A 17,742-nucleotide genomic window follows, 5' to 3' on the forward strand; every position below is an offset into this window, starting at 1 on the left:
CGTCGAGCCTCAGCTTCTCTTTTCGGAAGCAAGGCTTTTCTTCAGGGCGTCCATGATGTTGATGACATTGCCCCCGGCGCGGGCCTTCGTGCCGGTTTTCTTTTTCGAGGAGGAGACCTCGTCGCCCTTGGTCTTCAGCAGGGACTTGATCTTCTTCTGAATGGGGTCCTGCACCAAAGCCGGTTTCCAACCCGTCACCTGTTTGCCGATGCGTTTTTCCATGGCGTCCAGCAGCGGCCGGTCGATTTTCATCTTCGGCTCCAGCGCGTCGATGCTTTCGCGCACCTCTTCGCCATAATGCAGCGTCCACAGGATGATGCCTTTCCCCGACGGTTCGAGGAGCACAGCCCTTTCACGACGGTAGATTACGAGGCGCGCGATGCCGAAAACATCGTTCACCTTCATGGCTTCGCGAATGACGCTGAAGGCTTCGGTGCCGATCTTGTCTTCCGGGCGCAGAAAATGCGGACGGTCGTACCAGATCCAGTCGATCGATCCTTTTGGCACGAAGGTCTTGATATCGATCGTCCGGGTGCTTTCCAGCGCTACCGCGTCGATCTCGTCATCCTCCAGAATAACGTAATCGTCCTCGGCGCGGGGAAAACCTTTTACCTGGTTTTTGGCGGCGACCGGTCGGTGGGTGATGCTGTCGATATAACGGCTTTCGACGCGATTGCCGGTTTTGCGATTGAGGATGTGGAAGGTGTATTTGTTGCCTTCCGTCGTCGCGGGCGTCAGCGAGACGGAGGCCGTCACCAGCGACAGCTTGAGATAACCCTTCCAGAAAACCTGTCGTGCCATGTCCGCGATCCGCATTGGTCCCCCGGAACAACAGCCACGGGGTGGCTTTTGTTCCGGGAGGAGCGGCAAATCGGGGCAGGGATGGAGCGTCACCCGAACAGCGACGTCAGCCCGTAAACCGCGGCGGAGATCAGCGCAGCCGCCGGCATGGTCACGATCCAGGCGATGACGATGTTGCCGGCAAGGCCCCAGCGCACCGCCGAGACGCGGCGGGCAGCGCCGACACCGACGATGGCGCCGGTGATCGTGTGGGTGGTCGAGACCGGAATGCCGAGCCATGTCGCACCGAACAGCGTCAGCGCACCGCCGGTTTCGGCGCAGAAACCCTGCATCGGGTTCAGCCGGGTGATCTTCGATCCCATCGTATGGACGATGCGCCAGCCGCCGAACAGCGTGCCGAGCGCCATGGCCGACTGGCAGGAAATCACCACCCAGAAGGGCACGTAGAAGCTCTCGCCCAGATGTCCCTGGCTGAAGAGCAGCACGGCAATGATGCCCATGGTCTTCTGCGCGTCGTTGCCGCCGTGTCCCAGCGAATAAAGCGAGGCGGAGATGAACTGCATCACGCGGAAGGTGCGGTCTACGGCAAAGGGCGTCTGCCGCACGAACAGCCAGGAGACGGTGAGCACCAGAAGCAGGGCGAGGAAGAAGCCGATGGCTGGCGACATGAAGATGGCGCCCACGGTTTTCAGCAGGCCCGACCAGACGATGGAATTGAAACCCACCTTCGCAAATCCAGCACCGACGAGCCCGCCGATCAGCGCGTGCGACGAGCTGGAGGGAATGCCGAAAATCCAGGTGACGATGTTCCAGACGATGGCGCCGATCAGCGCCGCGAAGATCACCTGCGGCGATACGATGGCCGGATCGATGATGCCGGTGCCGAGCGTTTCGGCCACATGCAGGCCGAAGAACAGGAAGGCGATGAAGTTGAAGAAGGCCGCCCAGGCGACCGCATATTGCGGGCGCAGCACACGGGTGGAGACGATGGTGGCGATGGAATTGGCGGCATCGTGCAGACCGTTCAGAAAATCGAAGAACAGCGCGATGGCGATAAGGCCGATTAGCAGCGGCAGGGCAAGTGCGACATCCATCAGACGTTCTCGATAACGATGCCGCTGATCTCGTTGGCCACATCCTCGAAGCGGTCGACGACCTTTTCGAGTTCGCCGTAGATCTCGCTGCCGATCATATAGGCCATGGCATTGCCGCTTGCGCCGTGGCGGCGGAAGAGGTCCTTGAGACCCAGATCGTGAAGTTCGTCGGAGCGGCCTTCAACGCGGGTCACCTCTTCGGAAATGGATGACAGGCGCTGCGCATTCGTGCCGACCTTGTTGAGAAGCGGAATGGCTTCCGCGATGAGGCCGGCTGCGCGCACGATCTCATGCCCCATTTCCTTCATCAGCGGATCGAATTCCGTTTGCTCGAAAAGACGGATGGTCTTGACGGTCTTATGCATCATGTCGATGGCGTCATCCATCGACTGGATGAGATCCTTGATGTCGCCGCGGTCGAAGGGGGTGATGAAGCTGCGCCTGACGGCGAGCAGCACCTCGCGGGTGATGTCGTCCGCCTGATGTTCAAGGGCGACGATGAGGTCGCAGTTCTTCTCGACGTCGATGCCGCTCAATAGTTGGTCAAGGGCCTCGGCCGCTTTGATGACGGTTTCGGAATGTTTGCTGAACATGTCGAAGAAACGGTCCTCGCGCGGCATCAGCTTGCGAAAAATACTCATCATGCGAATTGGCCCTCAATGGCGCTTTATTAGTTGTGTGGGGTGATTGTCATAAAACTGTCATAAATGCACGCGGGGCATTGATGCAACCCGGAAAATCAGCACTATCAACGGATATGAAACCCACCAAGAAAAGCCGGAAAACCCGCCCGGCTCGTGCACTGACATTGCTCCAGCAGCTTGCTGCGGTTCCGGAAAAGCTCTTCACCGGCGCTTTCCGGCAGCAATATGCCGCGCTTTGCTTCCGTTATGCCGGCAATGGCGAGGATGTCGAAATCCTCCTTGTCACGTCCCGTACCAGTGGACGCTGGATCATTCCGCGCGGCTGGCCGATGAAACGCAAGAAGCCGCACGAGGCGGCGGCAATCGAGGCGTGGGAGGAGGCGGGCGTGCGCGGCCGGGTGAAAAAGAATGCGGTTGGCCGCTATACCTATCTCAAGATGCTAGACAATGGCGATGTCGTACCCTGCATGGTCGATGTATTCCAGATAGAGGTGACGGAGGCGGAAACCAGTTTCAAGGAACGCGGTGAACGCCTGCTGGAATGGGTGCGCCCGGATGAGGCGGCAAGGCGCGTTCGCGATATCGAACTGAAGTCGCTTCTTGTCGATTTTCGTCCGAAGGGCAAAAAGAAGCGTCAGGGAAGCGAGAGGCCGTAACAGCACCCGTCCCGCATCCGCTGCTGTGCCCAGGACTGTAATGCCGCCGCAATGGGCGATCTCCAACCTTGCCTGATGATTGTCGTCAGGTGCCGTTGCATGAAACCATGTCGTCTCGCTCTCCGCTTTTTATTGCATTATCTCCATCCCATCATCGTCCTCGCCGTGCTTCTGGCGGGGCCAGCCGCCATTCTCCTGTTGAGATGACGGCAGTCCTTTGGATGCAAACCGGCCTTTTCAGGCCGGCTGCTTCTGGGAAGGTTGCGCCTGATGGTTCGAATGCCCCGTTCCGTCCGGCGCTTTCGGCAACAGGCGGGTAAAACGCCTGACGATGCTGTCTATATAGGACAGGATGGTCGGCACCACGATCAGGGTCAGCAGCGTGGAACTGATGAGACCGCCAACCACCGCATGGGCCATCGGCGCACGCTGCGCGCCACCGCCGCCGACGGCGAGACCGAGCGGGATCATGCCGAAGATCATCGCAAGCGTCGTCATGATGATCGGGCGGAAGCGGATGACGCCGGCATTTTCCAGTGCCTCGTTCAGCGAAAGCCCACGCCGCCGCTCGCGATTGGCAAAATCGACCAGCAGGATGCCGTTTTTGGTCACGAGGCCCATCAGCATGATGAAGCCGATCAGCGAGAACATGTTGATCGTACTGCCGGCCACCATCAGCCCGATGAGGACGCCGACAAGCGAAAGTGGCAGGGACGCCATGATGGCGAGCGGTTGCATGAAATTGCCGAATTGAGAGGCGAGCACGATGTAGATGAAGATGACGGCCATGGTAAGCGCCGTGACCATGTGGCCGATGGTCTCCTGCATGGTTTCGGCGTCACCGCCGAAGCGGATGCGATAGCCGTTCGGCAGGTCAAGACCGGCGGTCAGGCCCTGCAACGTCTCCGTGACCTCGCCAAGCGTGCGGCCGGCGATATTGGCCGAAACCAGTATCTCGCGGCGATTGTCGATACGGCGGATTTCGGCGGGAGCCGGCATGATGCCGATATCGGCAACCTGATCGAGACGCACCATCAGCGGCGCGCCGTTCGTGGCCGTGCGGCCGGTTGCGATCATCAATTCACCGAGACCTGACGCGTCAGACCGCCGCTCGACGGGCAGGCGAATGACGATATCGTAGCTGTTGCCGTCCGCATCCGTCCATTTCGACACATCCTCGCCGCCGATGAGGGGGGAAAGCGCTGCGGCAAGATCGGAGCGGGCAATGCCGAGATCGCTCGCCGCCGCAGGCTTCAGGCGGACCGAAAGAATGGAGGTCACATCCTTGGCGCTCGAGGTCACATCCACGAGGCTGGGAATTTTCTTCATGTCTTCGACCAGACCGGTGGCGATTTTTTCGAGGACCGCCCGGTCGTCGCCGAGGATGCTGAGCTGCACCGGGCTTTCGCCGCCGCCAAGGCCATTCTGCAGGATCGTGACCTCTATGCCCGGTATGGCTGACAGGCGTTTGCGAACCGGTTCGGCAAGGGAGAGTGGAGTCCGGCTCCGCATGTCGAGCGGCACCAGCCCCACCAATATGGCGGCCCGATGCTTGCCGGCGGCGCCGCCGGTATTGACGGTGGAATAAAGCGTCTCGACTTCCGGAAATTCCTTCAGGGCCTTTTCCACCTGCCGCACCTTCGTTGTCGTATAGTCCAGCGAGGAGCCGACCGGCGCGGTAATATTGACCTGGAAGCGGCCCTCATCGGCATTCGGAACGAATTCCGTGCCGACCAGCGGCACCATGAACAGGCTGCCGATAAAGATGCCGGCCGTGGCAAGCAGGGTGACGAGCCGATGCCGCAGGGTCCAGCCGATGGCCCGGCGATATTGCCCGGCCATCCATTCGAAGCAGCGGTCGAAACGGGCGATCAGGCGGCCCACCGGCCCGCGCTTCGCATCGGGCTGGGCGTCGGGATCGTACCATATGCTGGACAGCATCGGGTCGAGCGTGAAGGCGACGAAGAGCGAGATCAGGACGGCGGCGGAAACGGTGACGCCGAATTCGTAGAAAAACCGGCCGACAATGCCGTCCATGAAGGCGACCGGCAGGAAGACTGCCACGATTGTCGCCGTTGTTGCGATTACCGCAAACCCGATTTCATTGGTGCCGTCGAGGGCCGCGCGCAGATGCGATTTACCCATGTGAAGATGGCGGGTGATGTTTTCGCGCACCACGATGGCGTCATCCACCAGAATGCCGATGGAAAGCGTCAGCGCCAGCAGGCTGAGCGTATTGAGCGTGAAGCCGAGGAAATGTATCACCGCGAGCGTGCCGATGATTGCGATTGGCAATGTCAGCCCGGTAATAACCGTGCTGCGCCAGGAGTTTAGAAACAGGAAGACGATGGCGACGGCGAGCGCCGCACCTTCTATCAGCGTCGTCTGTACCTGATTGACGGATTCGCGGATGGGTATCGACGCATCCGTGACGACGCGCAATTGCACGTTCTGCGAGGCAAGCTCGGCATTGAGCGCATCGAGGCGCTTCCTCACATCCGTCGCGACCTGAACCGTATTGGCGTCCTGAACCTTGACGATGTCGATCGCCAGCGCCGTCTGGCCATTATAAAGGGCGCGGTTTTCGGCATCGGCCGCTCCTTCGGAAAGCGTGGCGACATCGCGAAGCGCAATGGCCGCGCCGCCGCGCCTTGCCACGACCATATCCAGCAGCGCCTGCGGCTCCTCGATACGCCCCTGCACCTGGATCGTGCGTTCGGAGACGGGATCGATGACGCTTCCGGCCGGGCTGTTGCTGTTGCCGGTGCGCAGCGCATTCACCACCTCGTTGATGCCGATCCCGAGGGCGCGCATGCGCGTCTCGTCGATTGTCACATCGATCTGCCGCTTGCGCGCGCCGACCAGCGTTGCCTGGCCGACGCCGGCAACGGTCGTCAGCTGCCGCACCACCTTCTGATCGGCAAGGCTGGTGAGAGCGGGCACATCGAGCGATGTCGAACTGATCGCCACCGACAGGATCGGCTCGGCGGCGGGGTCGAACCTCGATATGACGGGCTTTTTGGCGTCTTCCGGAAAATTCGCCTCGATGGCGGCGATCTTGTCGCGCACCTCCTGCGCGGCGGCTGAACTGCGCACCTCAAGCTTGAATTTTGCGACGACGACGGAGCGCCCCTCATAGGAGGTGGAGGTGACCTCATCGAGACCACCAATGGCGTTTAGTGCATCCTCGACCGGGCGTGTCACCTCGGTTTCCACCGTCTCCGGTGTCGCGCCCGGATAAGAGGTGACGACCACCACCACGGGAACGTCGACATTGGGATATTGGTCGAGGCCAAGCCTTTGCAGGGAGAAGGCGCCCATGACCAGAAGCGCCACCATCATCATGGTGGCGAAAACGGGGTGGGTAACGGATATGCGGGTCAAGAACATGTCAGCCTGCCTTGTCGACGGTGACGGCCATATCGGGCCGCAATTGCGGAAGCGGCGCGGTCAGGATGGTCTCGCCATCCTTCAGCCCGGCGGCGATCTCGATCAGGTTGCCGCCGTTCCAGCGCGCTCCCACCGTGACCGTCTGGCGGCGAAGATGGCCGTCCAGCACCTTGAGCACATGATAACCGGCCTCATCCTTGCGCAGCGCGATGGCGGGAACGACGAGCGCATCGTTTTTCTCGCGCAGCAGGATCGATCCGCTGGCGAACATTCCGCCCCACAGCCGGCCGCCACGATTGGCAAGCCGCAGATAGACGGCGACGAAGCGGGTGCCGTCTTCGGCAACCGGGCTGATGCGGTCGACCGTGGCTTTGACGATCTGGCCGCCAAGGCCGTCAATCTCCAGTTCCGCCGTCTGGCCGAGGGCGACGCGCGGAACATCGCGCGTGGCGACAAGAACCTTCGCCTCCAGCACGCTGTTATCGACCAGCGTGAGAAGCTCGCCATCCGCACCGACACGCGATCCCGCCTCGGCAAGCCGCCGGGTGACGGTGCCGCCGAAGGGCGCGCGGATTTCGGCATAGCGAAGGGCGAGGCGAGCAATATCCGCCTGCGCCGAAAGGCTCTGGAGCCTTGCCGTCTTCACCGCCACATCGCTTTTCGCCTTGTCGAGCTGTTCTGCCGAAGCGATGTTTTTCAGGGCAAGCTGTTCGGTTCTCGTCAGGGCCTGCATTGCCAGCATCAGCTCGGCCTCGGCCGCATCCCGGTCGCTCTGCCGCAGCAAAAGCGTCGATTGCAGCTCGTCGGTTTCGAAACGCACGAGCAACTCGCCCGCCTGTACCGCGTCTCCGTCGCGGACATTCATCTCGACGATCTTGCCGGCTTCACGGGCGCGGATCACCACACGGGTGATGGGCTGAAGCTCGCCGCTGATGCCAAGCCGCTCCACCATCGGGCGCGTGCCGATCTTCGCCGTTTCAGTCGCCGTCAGTTCGAACGGAGTGCCTGCCGGGCTCATCGCGGCAGTCTCGACGAGCCCGTTCACGATGCCTTTGACACGCTCATTCGCATCGACGCTGCCGCGCGCCGGATCGAGAGCGGTGACAACGAGAACGCAACCTGCAAGCGCGATCCCCGCCTTGATGGTCCTCTTCACCCACATGCTGAAATCCTTTCCATACCGGGACCGCCGCTCGGGCGGTCGCATTGCCTCTCTTGAGGCGTATGGCATCTGGATAGGCGTCCATAATTGCAGCAGCATTACCCTTGCGAACGCAGCTGCTTAAACAGCAGGGTCCGATGTTCCATCGCCCTGTTTTTACGCCTTTTCGGAGGGGAAACGGACATGCACGGGGTTGGAAATGCTCAGGTGTCTTCTTTGCCGCAATACTGCCGCAACCTTTCTGGCAGACAAGGGAATGCGAAGGGACGGTGACGCATGAGACTTCTGTTGATCGAAGACGAAAAGGCAATGGCGGATGCGCTGACGGCGACGCTCGGCAGGCAGGGCATCGTCATCGACCATACGATGTGGCTCGGCGATGCGATGGAGCTGACGCGCCAGCACGTCTATGACGCCATCCTGCTTGATCGCCGCCTGCCGGACGGGGAGGGACTTGCCTTCATTCCGCAGCTGCGCCATGCCGGCATTGACACGCCGATCATACTGTTGACGGCACTGAACGAACCGGAAGACCGCATAGCCGGACTGGATGGCGGCGCCGACGACTATCTCGGCAAGCCGTTTCTCGTCGGTGAGCTGCTGGCGCGGGTGCGTGCGGTTCTGAGACGGCCGGCAAACCTTGCGCCGGCCGAAATCACAGCCGGCCGCATCGTTATCGATCCGCTCCATCTCAGCGTCACGATCAATTCCGCTCCCTTCGATCTGCCAAGGCGCGAGCTTGCGATTCTCGTTGCGCTGGCGAAACGCAAGGGCAAATCCGTGCTGCGTTCCACGCTTGAGGCGGCCGTCTACAATTACGAGGAAGAGATCCAGTCCAATGCGCTCGACGCGCATATATCGCGGCTGCGAAAACGCCTGCTCGATGCCTCCGCAGGCGTTGGCGTCCATAATATTCGCGGCATCGGTTATCTGTTGAAGGAAGAGGCATGAAAGCGCAGGGCACCTCCAACTCGTCCTTGTGGTGGAAGTTGAGCTGGCAGCTCAGCGTCGTCGTCTCCGCCATGATTGCCGTGGTCATCATCGGCCTCTGCTTTTACGGCATGACGATGCTTTCGCCCAATATTGCGCTCTGGGACGATCTGTCGGCAACACTCGATGAGTCGCTTTCCCTCGATCCGCAAAAAGGATTGGTCGTTACCAATGGCCCGTCATTGCAGGCCCTGAAGGCGGAGAACTCAACGCTCTGGTTCGTGGCTTCCACGCTGGACGGGCGGGTGGCGAGCTATGGCGCCGTGCCTGCCGTTTATGAGGAACTGTCGCCGTATCTGCATTTGCTGACGGATGCCGATATTCGCGGAGGAAAGGGCATCTCCGAGGTCGCCCTGGTTGAAAGCATGGAGACGAAGTGGGGTTCCGTAAGGGTCATGTTCGGCGGAACCACGCATATGAGGGGGCAGTTTTTGGCGCTCCTTGCCGGAACCTACAAGATTTACGTTCCCCTCCTGGCTGTCATCTTGCCCGCCGTGTTCTTCTCGGTTCCCCGCATCGTGCGCGAGGCGCTTGCCGGCCTCAATTCCGTCGTCAAAAAGGCTCCCGAGATCGATCCGCGCCGGCCGGGCTCGAAGCTTCCGGTCGAGGATGTACCGCGGGAGGTGGTGCCCCTGATCCTTGCCTTCAACGGCATCCTCGAACGGCTTGAAGAGCAGTTTCGGGCGCGGCAGCGTTTTCTCATCGATGCGGCGCATGAGCTGAGAACGCCGATTGCCATCATGCAGACCCGGATAGAGGGCCTGCCGGGGCCGGAGCAGCAACGCCTGATGGAGGATGTCGCGCGGCTTGGGGAAACCACCGAACAGCTTCTCGCCTTCGAAAGAAACGATCAGGTGAACGACCGGCGCGAAACGCTGGACCTCGTCGAGACGGCGCGCACTGTCGTTGCCGATCTCGCGCCGCTCGCGCTTTCGGCGGGCTACGATATCTCCTTCGAAACGCAGGTCGCGCGATATGAAATACTGGGCAACCCGTTCACCTTGCCGCGCGCCATCAGCAACATCGTGCGCAACGCCATCGACCATGGCGGAAACAGAGGGATGATCCACGTCTCGATTCTCGCCACTGGCGAGATCGCGGTTTCCGATGAGGGACAGGGGATAGCCGAAGATCAGCGGGAGCGGATTTTCGAGCCCTTTTATCGCGTTACACCGCGCAGCACCGGGGCCGGCCTTGGCCTCAGCCTCGTCAAGCAGATCGTCGCCAACCATAACGGGCGAATCTTTCTGGACAGCAGCGCCTTCGGAAGCACCTTCCGGTTGCGTTTCTGATCCTGCGTTGCGCGCGCTTTCAGGGGCGGGCAATTGTAATGTTGCCGCAATTTTCACTGTCGTACCGTGTGGGGCACAGGATCAACCATGCCAACTGGAGTACGTGCAGTGAAACAACAGTGCAGTCTGTTTGCCCGGGCTTCCGGCGACAGGGCCTCCCGCAGTCGCGGCGTCGCCTTCGCCACCTTGCCCTTTGCCATCATCATGTCCGGCTGCACGTCCGTGCCGCTCAAGGAAGGCGGTACGCTGACCTCTTATGCGCAACTCAGCCCGGTCAAGGGCAAGTTCACCAAATCGCGCACCTTCGTGGACGCCAACGGACTGGCCGGCGTCAAGACCGTCGCCATCGTGCCGACCACCTTCTCCTTTGCGGCCTCGTCGCGGGTCACATCGGAAAAGGACCGTGTCCTTGTTTCGAATGCGCTGGATCGCGCCATCTGCGTGGCGCTCAGCGATAAATATCGGATTGCCGCGCTGGGCCAGCCGGCGGACATGACGGTGCGCACGGTCATCACCGATCTGGTGCCGACCGACAAGACCATGGCCGGGGTATCGACGGCCGTGACGCTCGGCAGCGGCTTCGTCCTGCCGGTCAGCGTGCCGCGTCTTCCATTCGGGCTTGGCGGCCTCGCCGTCGAGGCGGAGGCGGTGGACAGCACCGGCGTCCAGCGCGCTGCGGCCGTCTGGTCCAAGGGCGCGAATTCCATCACGGGCAACGCCCGCGTCTCGGAAATCGGAGATGCCTACGAGCTTGCCGCCGATTTCTCCAACTACTTCTCGCGCATTCTGGTGACAGGCAAGGTCTCGGACGGGCTGAACCTCTCTATCCCCTCCGGCCATCGAATCCGGTCCGCCCTGGGTGGAAAACCGAAATATGTCGAATGCGATGCCTATGGCCGGTCGCGCGGCCTGCAGGGCATGGTGGCCGACAAGTTCGGTGCGCCACCCGAATGGACCGACAGATCCGCAAAGGCCGCGTCGCGATAACATCAGCGGTTGATATGCGAGACGGTCGCGATCCCGCTCGCAGAATGAGCGGTTTGCGCCCATAGCGTTTGCGCCATCGTCTTGAGTTGCAGCGATTCCACCCATCTGTCGGTGGAATCGCTGCCGTCCCGGCCGGTGATGGCATAGGGGCTGGGGCCGAGTTCACAGGTGAAGACCAGCTCACCATTATCTGGCGCAAGCGATCGCCAGTGGCGGAATCCATAGTCCCACCAGTTCAGAAACAGATCGACCCATGGGCGGTGATGGGCGAAGGAAATCTCGATCTGGATTTGCTCGCAGGAGCCGATCCGTCCGTGAAAGGCCTGCGCATTGCGAAGGATGCGGCGGATCTGCCGCTGGCTTTCATCTTCGACTGGAAAGGCGAATTCGCGGGCAACGAGATAGTGGGACAGATCGGCCAGCAGCGGCAGTTCGGGCCGCCGTTCCAGAAGGTCGAGCGTGAACAGGAGATCGCTGGTCATCCGGTTGCGATGGGTTTCGATGAAGACGGGAACGCCCGCCTCTTCGGCAAGTCGCATCCAGCCGTCGAGAAGCGGCAGACAATCTTCCACCCGGCGCGGACGGATATCCGCCTGCAGATCGATATGGCTGACGGGAAACTCCTGCGCCAGCGCCAACGTGTGTCGCAGATCCTCGATACTGCGCGGAAAGCAGACACCTTCGATCCGAAGGCCCGTGCCACGGATCGCCCTATTGAGACGCTGCACATCCGCACGGTCGGTATAATGCGCGCTGACGCCATCGAAACCGGCTGCGGCGATCCGGGCTATGTTTTCCTCAAGGCTGGGTTCATGGCTATCGCCGGAGAGCCTTTCCATGGCCCACAGCGATTGAAAGACGAGCAGCTTCTGCATCAGGCCGCCCGCGCGCTTTTCAGCAATGATTTGAGATTGACGCCGGGGTCGGCAAGGGCCGACGGGTCGGGATTGATGCCGGCGGCGATCAGCATCTCGGCCAGTTTTATGTCCCTGGCGACGCTGTTGCCGACGCCCAGCCCGGCGGCGGCGACAAGGCGGCCGTCCTGAAGGTAGAATTCCAGTTCGCCCTCGCCCAGCGGTCGGGTGACGCTCTGATGCTCCGGCTGCGGCAGGCCCGCGACCTGAAGGCCGAGATCATATTGATCCGACCAGAACCAGGGCAGGGCGGCGAAGGCCTCGTTTGCGCCAAGAATGTTACGCGCTGCGACCTCCGCCTGGCTGCGTGCATTGCGCCAGCTTTCAAACCGGATATGTCCGCCGGCGGCTTGCGAGACGGCCGCGCAATCGCCCGCCGCGAAGATATGGGGATCGCTGGTGCGCAGGAAAGCATCGGTCAGAATGCCGTTTCCGGTCGCAAGCCCAGCCGTTTGCGCCAATGAGACATTGGGCAGGACGCCGATGGCGGAGACGACTATATCGGCCGGCACGCGCGCGCCTTCGGTAAGCGAAACTGCTTCCGGCGTGATTTCCGAAACGCCCTTTCCCAGATGGAAATTCACGCCCTCTTCGAGATGGCGCTTGTGTATCCTTTCGGCAAAACGCGGGGGAACCGCACGGCCGAGCGGCCGTGTTGCGGCCTCGATAATGTTGACCGCAACCCCCTTGCCACGCAGAACCGCTGCAAGTTCCATTCCGATAAGCCCGCCGCCGATGATCGCGATCCGGGCGCCGCTATTTGTGCGGGAGAAAATCGCCTGCGCATCCGCGTGGGTGCGGAAATCCAGCGCCAGCCCCGCGCCGGGGCATGTTAATTTTCGCGGCTGTGCCCCGGTTGCAAGCAGCAGCCTGTCATAGCCGAGCGTCCGCCCGTCATCGAGTGTCACAAGACGGTCTTTCACATCGATCCGGGTCGCCGATACGCCCTGACGATAGGAGATGCGGGCAGTCTCCAGTGCTCCGTCGCCGCAGATGGGTTTCATCCGCACCGCACCTTCGAGCGGTTTGGAGAGCGGCGGCCGTTCATAGGGTGGGTGCGGCTCCGTGCCGACCAGCGTGACGTTGCCTGCAAAGCCCGCTTCGCGCAGCGCAAAGGCGGCACGTGTGCCCGCCTCGCCGGCGCCGATGATGACGATTGCGTCCATGGTATCTCCGTGAGAAGGGACCGGCGCGCTTTTCAGGGTGCACCGGCTGGGGGAGGATCAGTTTCGGCTGGCGTAATCGGTCATGTTCTTCCGCGTCACCAGTTCGAACGGAACCATGACCTGTTTGTCGACCGGCGTGCCGCGTATCAGGGCGACGGCGGCATCGAGCGCGCTTGTCGATTGCCCCTTGGCGTTCTGGAACACCGTGGCGTCGAGATCGTCAGCGGCCATGGAGGCGAGACCGTCCGGCGTGGCGTCGATGCCGATGACGATCACATCGTCCATCGAAACGCTGGCCGCCTTCAGCGCCTGAACCGCGCCGATCGCCATCTCGTCATTATTGGCGAAGACGACGTCGATCGGTCGGCCGGCGGTGATCCAGTTTGTCGTCATGTCCATCGCGGTTGTCCGTGTCCATGCGGCCGATTGCTCGTCGGCGATGGTGACGGCCCTGCAGTCGCCGGATGTGAGCGCCTGCTTGAAGGACGAGGTCCGGTCGCGCGAGGCCTGATGGGCGAGATCGCCCATCAATATATAGGCCTGCGCGTCGGCGGCCTTTCCCTTCTCCTTGAGCAGCGAACAGGCCGCTTCGCCGGCCAGCCGCCCCGCATCGGTTTCCCGTGAGCCGACATAGGCCTGCTTTTCCGGCAGTTTGGCGACATTGTCCGGTTCGAGATTGAGGTAGACCAGCGGAATGCCCGCCTTGGCTGCGGCATCGCTGATGCCGGGTGCGGCCGAGGTGTCTGCCAGCGTCACGATGATCGCGTCGACGTTTGCGGCGATGAAATTATTGACCTGGTTGAGCTGCTTGGAAATATCGGCCTGCGCGTCCTCGACCTGGATCTTGACGCCGTCGATCTCCGATGCCCGGGCGCCAAGCCCTTCGCGCAGCAGGGTCTGGAAATTATTGTCGAAGCTCTGCATTGAAACGCCGATGGTCTCGGCCGATGCCGTGCCGGCGAAAAGGACCGCCAGAGCGGCCATGGTACAGATGGATTTCATGTTTGTCCTCCCTTGGGGCGCCGGGCCGCCCGGGTGCATTCCGGAGGCCCTTTCGGGCCTGCTCGAAAGCCCGGCCTAGCCGATGGTGATGCGTACTTCGCCGTCCACCACCTGCGCCGGATAGGTCTTCAGGTTTTCGCAGGCGGGCAGCCGCAGCGCCTCGCCGGTGCGATAATCGAAGGCGCCGGAATGCTTGGGACATTCCACCTCGAAATCCATCACCAGCCCTTCGGCGAGATGGATGGCCTCATGGGTGCAGAGGCCGGCTGTGCAATAAACGCTGTCATCCGGACCGCGGTAGATCGCATAGGTGCGTCCGGCGTGGTCGAAGCGGATCGCGCCTTCCTGTTCGATGTCTTCCAGTTTGCAGGCTGAAACCCAGTTCATTCGGCTGCCTCCCCGATGGTGTTGCGCGCCTTGCGGGCCGCGAGTTTTTCTTTGCGTTTGCGATAGCGTTCCTGCATGCGGGCTTCTCCCTCCGCCGAGCCGTCGTGCCAGGTGCCGAACCACCTATCGAGCGGGATGAGGGCGTCGCCGTAATTCACCTCGAAATATTTGTGGTGGAGGTAATGCGCATAGGCATGGCTATCGACCAGCTTGTCCTCGCCGATCTCGACCTTGTCGAAGCCGACATGGCCGGGGATCGCGCCGAAGCCCGCATAATGCAGCTGGTAAAGCATGAGGACCGGGTTGGACGGCAGGACCAGGTGATAAAAGGCGGTGCCGAAATAAAGCAGATGCTCGACCGGATGCATGGATAGCGACGACCAGGGCGACGGGTTCACCGAATTGTGGTGGACGGAATGCACCCATTTATAAAGCAGCGGCGTGTGGATGAGCCGGTGAATGCAGAAGAAGTGAAATTCGTGGATGATCGGCACAACAAGCGCCACGGCTGCGAGCGTCCATGGATTTTCGGCAAAGCTGAGCCATGGCGCATAACCATTGGCATAGGCCCACAACATCGCCACTTCGATGGCGGTCCAGATCGTCACGCCGGAAAGGAAGGTGCGCAGGATGTTGTCGAGGTTCTGGCTCTCGAACCAGAAGGCCTTGCTCTTCTGTTCGGCGGGAAATTTGCCGTTATATTTGAAGCGGTTTTCCTGCCGCTTCAGAATATAGAGATGGAGTTCGAAACCGCCGTAGAAGAGAAAGACGCAGACCGCATTGACCGCATAAAGCCAAGCGATCCAGCCGAAGCCAAGCGTGGCCATGGTTTCGACGGGCGGAATGACAAAAGCCCAGTAGCCGACTGCAGAAAGCGCGAAGATCGCATTCCACGGAAAAAAATAATGCGGCAGCCACTTTAAAAGCGCCACGAGGCGCGGCGGAAAGGCAAAGAGCGGTGCTGTTTCCACCGGCTGGTGGGGCGCCCAGTCGCCGCGCTTGTTACGCGTTCCATATTTCAGATCGTCCATAGCGCTCTCCTTCGGACGATCGCTCCCGATGCGCCCGCGCAAGTTTTCACGATGAAGAAGGGCGTTTACACGCCATGGCCGCCGGCACTCTCGCGCTCTGCGGCTTTCCTCCCTGAAGAGAAATTAGCAGGGCGGGCGGTGAACGCCGAAGCCTTCGTTGATCAAATCAGATCAAAGGCTTTCGGCGGTGATGGTGACGAAGCGAATGGGCGCGTTATCGGGCTCAATATCGGTGAGACCGATCCGGCGAAGGACGAGATCCAGCGCCCGGCGGGCCTGCGCCTCGGGGGCCTGATCAAGCACGATATCCATGATGCCGTCATTCAGCGCCTTGCGGGTATAATCGGTCAATTCATGGCCGACGAAGAATATCTCGCTGCCGCGCGGATGCCGGCGAAGAACGTCGATCAGGGCGGCATTCGCGCCGCCGGCATTATAGAGTCCGGCCATGTCGGGATAGAGATCGAGCGCCATGCGCAGGGCCTCGGCGCCGTAATATTCGTCGTCGCGGGTAAAGCCCAGCCATTCGAAGCGATGTTCACTGGGATGATCTCGGAAGTAATCGGAAAAGCCGCCGATACGGTCGCGGTGGACCTGATAGATCGGATGGCAGAGCGCGATGACCGGGCCGGGCTGGCGCGCCATGCGGGTGATGAAATGCGCCGCCGTCCGTCCCGCCGCGCCATTGTCGATGCCGATGAATTCGCCCTTTTCCGCCGAAGCGCGCGTGACGACATGCACGACCGGCACGCCGCGCGCCACCGCCGCCTCGACGGCGGCGCTAACCGCCGCGCTGCTCGGACTGGCGAGGATAAGGCCCGCGCGCGCCTCTGCGGCGGCGGTGATGCGGCTCGCCAGCTCGTCCGGCTTCATCTCTTCGGCGAAGCTGCGGTGGACAACGACGAGAGGGTCGAGCGTTGCCGCAATTCTTTCGAAGGCCTTGGAAAGCCGCCGGTAAAAGGTGGTGTCCGGGCGTACCATCAGCACTTCTATGCGCAAGAGGCCTCGGTGGGTCTCCGGCAGGGTGCGCGGATAATCCAGTGTGCGTGCGGCAAGAACGACCTTTTCCACGAGTTCGGCACGAACGCCGCCGCGCCCGTTTAGCACCCGCTCGACCGTGGCGGTTCCAACGCCTGCGAGGCGGGCGATATCGCGGTAATTCGGCCTGCTCACATTCGCTTTCCTGATATTGATGTGTCTGTCGTCTTCAAGACTGGCCGAGTTTCTGAAGGCCGCATTCGCGGACGATTTCGGCGATATGGCTGAACTGCGCCGAGAGCGGATTGCTCTTGCGCCACACCATGCCGATGGTGCGCGACGGGCGCGGTTCCGCCAGCCGGAACACCGAGACGGTGGATTGCCGTGTCTCCATATCGACGGCCATCTGCGGAATGAGTGTGACGCCGATGCCGGCGCCGACCATCTGCACGAGGGTGGAGAGCGAGGAGCCTTCCATCAGCACGCGCGGCGGCGCATTGGTCGTGCTGCAGAAGGAAAGCGCCTGGTTGCGGAAGCAATGGCCTTCTTCCAGCAGCAGCAGGCGCATTTCGCCCAGCTTGTCGGCGCTCGGCACCGGCATGCCCGCATCCTCCATCGGCCGCACCAGAATGAATTCCTCCGAAAACAGCGGAACCTCCTCCAGCGCCGGTTCCGAGACGGGCAGGGCGACGATCGCCATGTCGAGCCGGGCTTCGAGAAGGTCTTCGATGAGCTTCTGTGTCACCGCCTCGCGCGGGCGTGCTTCGAGTCCGGGATAATGCCGGGTCAGCGTCTTGATCACCTGCGGCAAAAGATAGGGCGCGACGGTGGGAATGACACCGATGCGCAGCCGACCGCTGAGAGGGCCGTGCCCCGCACGCGCCAGATCCTGCAACTCGTCCACCGAACGCAATATCGAGCGGGTGCGTTCGGCGAATTCCTCGCCAAGCGCGGTCAGCCTGATCTGGCGGCTGCCGCGTTCGACGAGCGGCGCACCGATCAATTCCTCCAGTTCCCGGATCTGCAAAGATAGTGCAGGTTGGGAAATCGCGCACGCCTCCGCCGCCCGACCGAAATGGCCGATCTTGGCCAGAGCGTCGAAATAACGGAGATGTTTCATGGAGAGCGCAATCATAAGCTCAGCATATCGCAGCCTTTAGAATATACAATTGGAAATTATGGAACCCGGCTGTTAGTCATCTTCATGACAGAAAGAAGCTGTAGCTGTGAGAGGTTACCAGCGTCGCT

16 protein-coding genes are annotated in these 17,742 nt (G+C 61.5%); 4 read left to right on the forward strand and 12 right to left on the reverse strand.

From position 1 onward, the window contains the following. Positions 1 to 9: 9 nt before the first annotated feature. From ku to PIB16_RS11660, 3 genes are all read right to left on the reverse strand, one after another. On the reverse strand, positions 10 to 801 hold the full coding sequence (gene ku, locus PIB16_RS11650) for a non-homologous end joining protein Ku (protein ID WP_162934239.1): 792 nt from the start codon (positions 799 to 801) through the stop codon (positions 10 to 12). A gap of 89 nt (positions 802 to 890) precedes the next feature. Continuing rightward, complete coding sequence (locus PIB16_RS11655; RefSeq protein WP_003521775.1) at positions 891 to 1,895, reverse strand: inorganic phosphate transporter; 1,005 nt, start codon at positions 1,893 to 1,895, stop codon at positions 891 to 893. Further along, positions 1,895 to 2,539, reverse strand: coding sequence for a DUF47 domain-containing protein (locus tag PIB16_RS11660; RefSeq protein WP_174000663.1), 645 nt, complete (start codon positions 2,537 to 2,539; stop codon positions 1,895 to 1,897). The genes PIB16_RS11655 and PIB16_RS11660 overlap by 1 nt, the downstream gene beginning before the upstream one ends. Before the next feature lie 113 nt (positions 2,540 to 2,652). On the opposite strand from PIB16_RS11660, the gene PIB16_RS11665 reads away from it, so the two are divergent. After that, positions 2,653 to 3,195: an NUDIX hydrolase gene (locus PIB16_RS11665; protein WP_059758602.1), complete on the forward strand. Its 543-nt coding sequence runs from the start codon at positions 2,653 to 2,655 to the stop codon at positions 3,193 to 3,195. Between the two features lie 237 nt (positions 3,196 to 3,432). Here the strand turns inward: PIB16_RS11665 and PIB16_RS11670 are convergent, their stop codons facing one another. Continuing rightward, the gene (locus PIB16_RS11670) at positions 3,433 to 6,585 is read right to left on the reverse strand and encodes an efflux RND transporter permease subunit (RefSeq protein WP_174000665.1); all 3,153 of its coding nucleotides are present in this window, start codon (positions 6,583 to 6,585) and stop codon (positions 3,433 to 3,435) included. 1 nt (position 6,586) lies between these two features. Then, a complete protein-coding gene (locus tag PIB16_RS11675) occupies positions 6,587 to 7,747 on the reverse strand; it encodes an efflux RND transporter periplasmic adaptor subunit (RefSeq protein WP_174000667.1) in 1,161 nt (386 codons plus the stop codon). Positions 7,748 to 8,023: 276 nt separating this feature from the next. Here PIB16_RS11675 and PIB16_RS11680 point away from each other — a divergent pair, with 276 nt between their 5' ends. From PIB16_RS11680 to PIB16_RS11690, 3 genes are all read left to right on the forward strand, one after another. Beyond that, positions 8,024 to 8,698, forward strand: coding sequence for a response regulator transcription factor (locus PIB16_RS11680; protein WP_020809306.1), 675 nt, complete (start codon positions 8,024 to 8,026; stop codon positions 8,696 to 8,698). Next, entirely contained in the window at positions 8,695 to 10,029 is a 1,335-nt protein-coding gene (locus PIB16_RS11685) for a sensor histidine kinase (RefSeq protein ID WP_174000669.1), read from the forward strand. Before PIB16_RS11680 ends, PIB16_RS11685 begins: the two co-directional genes overlap by 4 nt. 108 nt (positions 10,030 to 10,137) lie before the next feature. Next, positions 10,138 to 11,016: a DUF3313 domain-containing protein gene (locus tag PIB16_RS11690; protein ID WP_078053540.1), complete on the forward strand. Its 879-nt coding sequence runs from the start codon at positions 10,138 to 10,140 to the stop codon at positions 11,014 to 11,016. A 2-nt stretch (positions 11,017 to 11,018) separates the two neighbouring features. Here PIB16_RS11690 and PIB16_RS11695 read toward each other — a convergent pair whose 3' ends face one another. The 7 genes from PIB16_RS11695 to PIB16_RS11725 all read right to left on the reverse strand — a co-directional run bounded on the left by PIB16_RS11695 (position 11,019) and on the right by PIB16_RS11725 (position 17,629). Further along, positions 11,019 to 11,891, reverse strand: a complete 873-nt coding sequence (locus PIB16_RS11695; RefSeq protein ID WP_174000671.1) for a sugar phosphate isomerase/epimerase family protein — start codon at positions 11,889 to 11,891, stop codon at positions 11,019 to 11,021. Next, positions 11,891 to 13,096, reverse strand: a complete 1,206-nt coding sequence (locus PIB16_RS11700; RefSeq protein ID WP_174000673.1) for an NAD(P)/FAD-dependent oxidoreductase — start codon at positions 13,094 to 13,096, stop codon at positions 11,891 to 11,893. The genes PIB16_RS11695 and PIB16_RS11700 overlap by 1 nt, the downstream gene beginning before the upstream one ends. Before the next feature lie 57 nt (positions 13,097 to 13,153). Beyond that, positions 13,154 to 14,098 carry a substrate-binding domain-containing protein gene (locus PIB16_RS11705; RefSeq protein ID WP_080858022.1) on the reverse strand — a complete coding sequence of 315 codons (945 nt, stop codon included), beginning with the start codon at positions 14,096 to 14,098 and terminating at the stop codon, positions 13,154 to 13,156. Positions 14,099 to 14,173: 75 nt separating this feature from the next. Then, positions 14,174 to 14,485, reverse strand: a complete 312-nt coding sequence (locus PIB16_RS11710; RefSeq protein ID WP_020809312.1) for a MocE family 2Fe-2S type ferredoxin — start codon at positions 14,483 to 14,485, stop codon at positions 14,174 to 14,176. After that, positions 14,482 to 15,516: a sterol desaturase family protein gene (locus PIB16_RS11715; protein ID WP_174000675.1), complete on the reverse strand. Its 1,035-nt coding sequence runs from the start codon at positions 15,514 to 15,516 to the stop codon at positions 14,482 to 14,484. Before PIB16_RS11715 ends, PIB16_RS11710 begins: the two co-directional genes overlap by 4 nt. A 171-nt stretch (positions 15,517 to 15,687) precedes the next feature. Then, positions 15,688 to 16,689, reverse strand: coding sequence for a LacI family DNA-binding transcriptional regulator (locus PIB16_RS11720; protein ID WP_174000677.1), 1,002 nt, complete (start codon positions 16,687 to 16,689; stop codon positions 15,688 to 15,690). A 34-nt stretch (positions 16,690 to 16,723) separates the two neighbouring features. Then, a complete protein-coding gene (locus tag PIB16_RS11725; protein ID WP_174000679.1) occupies positions 16,724 to 17,629 on the reverse strand; it encodes a hydrogen peroxide-inducible genes activator in 906 nt (301 codons plus the stop codon). Between the last annotated feature and the right edge of the window lie 113 nt (positions 17,630 to 17,742).

It is taken from the genome of Agrobacterium sp. ST15.13.015 (genome assembly GCF_027871645.1).
Classification (GTDB): Bacteria; Pseudomonadota; Alphaproteobacteria; order Rhizobiales; family Rhizobiaceae; genus Agrobacterium; species Agrobacterium leguminum.

What these genes read in the sequence shown, in the direction of transcription:
- PIB16_RS11705 (WP_080858022.1), bottom strand. Translation starts at nt 14,098, where the DNA reads ATGAAATCCATCTGTACCATGGCCGCTCTGGCGGTCCTTTTCGCCGGC.
- ku (WP_162934239.1), bottom strand. Translation starts at nt 801, where the DNA reads ATGGCACGACAGGTTTTCTGGAAGGGTTATCTCAAGCTGTCGCTGGTG.
- PIB16_RS11725 (WP_174000679.1), bottom strand. Translation starts at nt 17,629, where the DNA reads ATGATTGCGCTCTCCATGAAACATCTCCGTTATTTCGACGCTCTGGCC.
- PIB16_RS11685 (WP_174000669.1), top strand. Translation starts at nt 8,695, where the DNA reads ATGAAAGCGCAGGGCACCTCCAACTCGTCCTTGTGGTGGAAGTTGAGC.
- PIB16_RS11670 (WP_174000665.1), bottom strand. Translation starts at nt 6,585, where the DNA reads ATGTTCTTGACCCGCATATCCGTTACCCACCCCGTTTTCGCCACCATG.
- PIB16_RS11710 (WP_020809312.1), bottom strand. Translation starts at nt 14,485, where the DNA reads ATGAACTGGGTTTCAGCCTGCAAACTGGAAGACATCGAACAGGAAGGC.
- PIB16_RS11715 (WP_174000675.1), bottom strand. Translation starts at nt 15,516, where the DNA reads ATGGACGATCTGAAATATGGAACGCGTAACAAGCGCGGCGACTGGGCG.
- PIB16_RS11665 (WP_059758602.1), top strand. Translation starts at nt 2,653, where the DNA reads ATGAAACCCACCAAGAAAAGCCGGAAAACCCGCCCGGCTCGTGCACTG.
- PIB16_RS11675 (WP_174000667.1), bottom strand. Translation starts at nt 7,747, where the DNA reads ATGTGGGTGAAGAGGACCATCAAGGCGGGGATCGCGCTTGCAGGTTGC.
- PIB16_RS11660 (WP_174000663.1), bottom strand. Translation starts at nt 2,539, where the DNA reads ATGATGAGTATTTTTCGCAAGCTGATGCCGCGCGAGGACCGTTTCTTC.
- PIB16_RS11680 (WP_020809306.1), top strand. Translation starts at nt 8,024, where the DNA reads ATGAGACTTCTGTTGATCGAAGACGAAAAGGCAATGGCGGATGCGCTG.
- PIB16_RS11695 (WP_174000671.1), bottom strand. Translation starts at nt 11,891, where the DNA reads ATGCAGAAGCTGCTCGTCTTTCAATCGCTGTGGGCCATGGAAAGGCTC.
- PIB16_RS11655 (WP_003521775.1), bottom strand. Translation starts at nt 1,895, where the DNA reads ATGGATGTCGCACTTGCCCTGCCGCTGCTAATCGGCCTTATCGCCATC.
- PIB16_RS11700 (WP_174000673.1), bottom strand. Translation starts at nt 13,096, where the DNA reads ATGGACGCAATCGTCATCATCGGCGCCGGCGAGGCGGGCACACGTGCC.